Below are 690 nucleotides of genomic sequence, written 5' to 3'. Positions count from 1 at the left end.
GTTAGGAAAAGATCTAAGAAACGAACTTGCTCTTCGCTAACACCAACGGCACTGAATGGGTTCACATCTAATGAGCGCACTTCAATGTATTCCACGCCCGCACGACTCAATGCATCTGATGGCTTCTCACCACTTTTCGCTACGCGTTTCGGACGAATTGGTGCGTACAATTCATTTTCAATCTGGAGAATGTTGGTATTGAGCTGACGGTACTCACCATCCACTTTTACTCCAATTTTTGCGAATTCTTCAGATGGTCGACGAATCGCATCACCTAAACCTTCAAGATATTGGTCAATACTGTTGAAACCAATTTTCAATACGCTTTGAGCACTGTTGGTATAACCAAGATCACTCAAGCGAAGAGACGTCGCTTTAGGGAGATACAGTGTCCCACCGATGCTTTCAAACGGAAGTTTAGTCTCACGGCCTTGAATGAACGAACCACATAACGCTGGCGATGCACCAAAGAAGTAAGGGATCATCCAACCAAAACGGTAATAGTTACGAATCAAAGCAAAGTAAGCGGCTGATTTAGTGTCTTGGCGAGCTTGCTCATCCTGCTCACAATAAAGCGCATCCCAAAATGACTCAGGGAATGAAAAGTTGAAGTGAACACCAGAAATAATCTGCCTCAAGCTGCCGTAACGGCGTTTTAGCCCCTCACGGTACAATGTCTTCATTTTCGCC

1 pseudogene is annotated in these 690 nt (G+C 44.8%); it reads right to left on the bottom strand.

The window, feature by feature from the left end:
* Nucleotides 1–690 (bottom strand): annotated as a pseudogene (locus R8N49_RS27305) (glutamate--cysteine ligase); the annotation flags it as partial.

It is taken from the genome of Vibrio sp. 1978 (genome assembly GCF_033344345.1).
Note: the sequence above shows the minus strand (reverse complement) of the source record. Positions and strands in the feature narration are given on the sequence as shown.